Raw genomic sequence first — 344 nt, forward strand, 5'->3', positions numbered from 1 at the left:
CGCCGCCCTTGCCTACTTGAAAAATAGGATCTAAGTGGTGGGCTTTGGATCGTAAGAATCTTTTTTGTTTTCCTGTTAACATCTACTTCCTCCTAATTGTTTTAACACATTTTCGCGCATTCTTTCGACATCGGGGAAAATACCTGTCCATTTTTCAAATGCAAGTGCCCCCTGATAGACAAACATATCGATTCCATTTTGGACATTTGCCCCACTGCTTACAGCCGAGCGTAGAAATTTTGTCTCCAATGGATTGTAGATTATATCACAGACATGCGATTGTTTTTTTAAATGACTTAAGTCCAGCGGCTGCTCCTCGACCTCCGGCGCCATGCCAATCAGTG

The 344-nt window shown here is 43.0% G+C and carries 2 protein-coding genes; both read right to left on the reverse strand.

Annotation, left to right across the window (positions count from 1 at the left end):
• Positions 1–82, reverse strand: an 82-nt coding sequence (locus RYX56_RS21550) for a YhbY family RNA-binding protein (RefSeq protein ID WP_336623191.1), incomplete at its 3' end; no start/stop codon positions are given.
• Positions 76–344: shikimate dehydrogenase family protein (locus RYX56_RS21555; RefSeq protein ID WP_369293558.1), on the reverse strand; the 269-nt coding region annotated here is incomplete at its 5' end. The genes RYX56_RS21550 and RYX56_RS21555, both read right to left, overlap by 7 nt.

Origin of the sequence: Alkalihalophilus lindianensis, from assembly GCF_032843265.1 — a bacterium.
Lineage (GTDB): Bacteria > Bacillota > Bacilli > Bacillales > Bacillaceae_D > Alkalihalophilus > Alkalihalophilus lindianensis.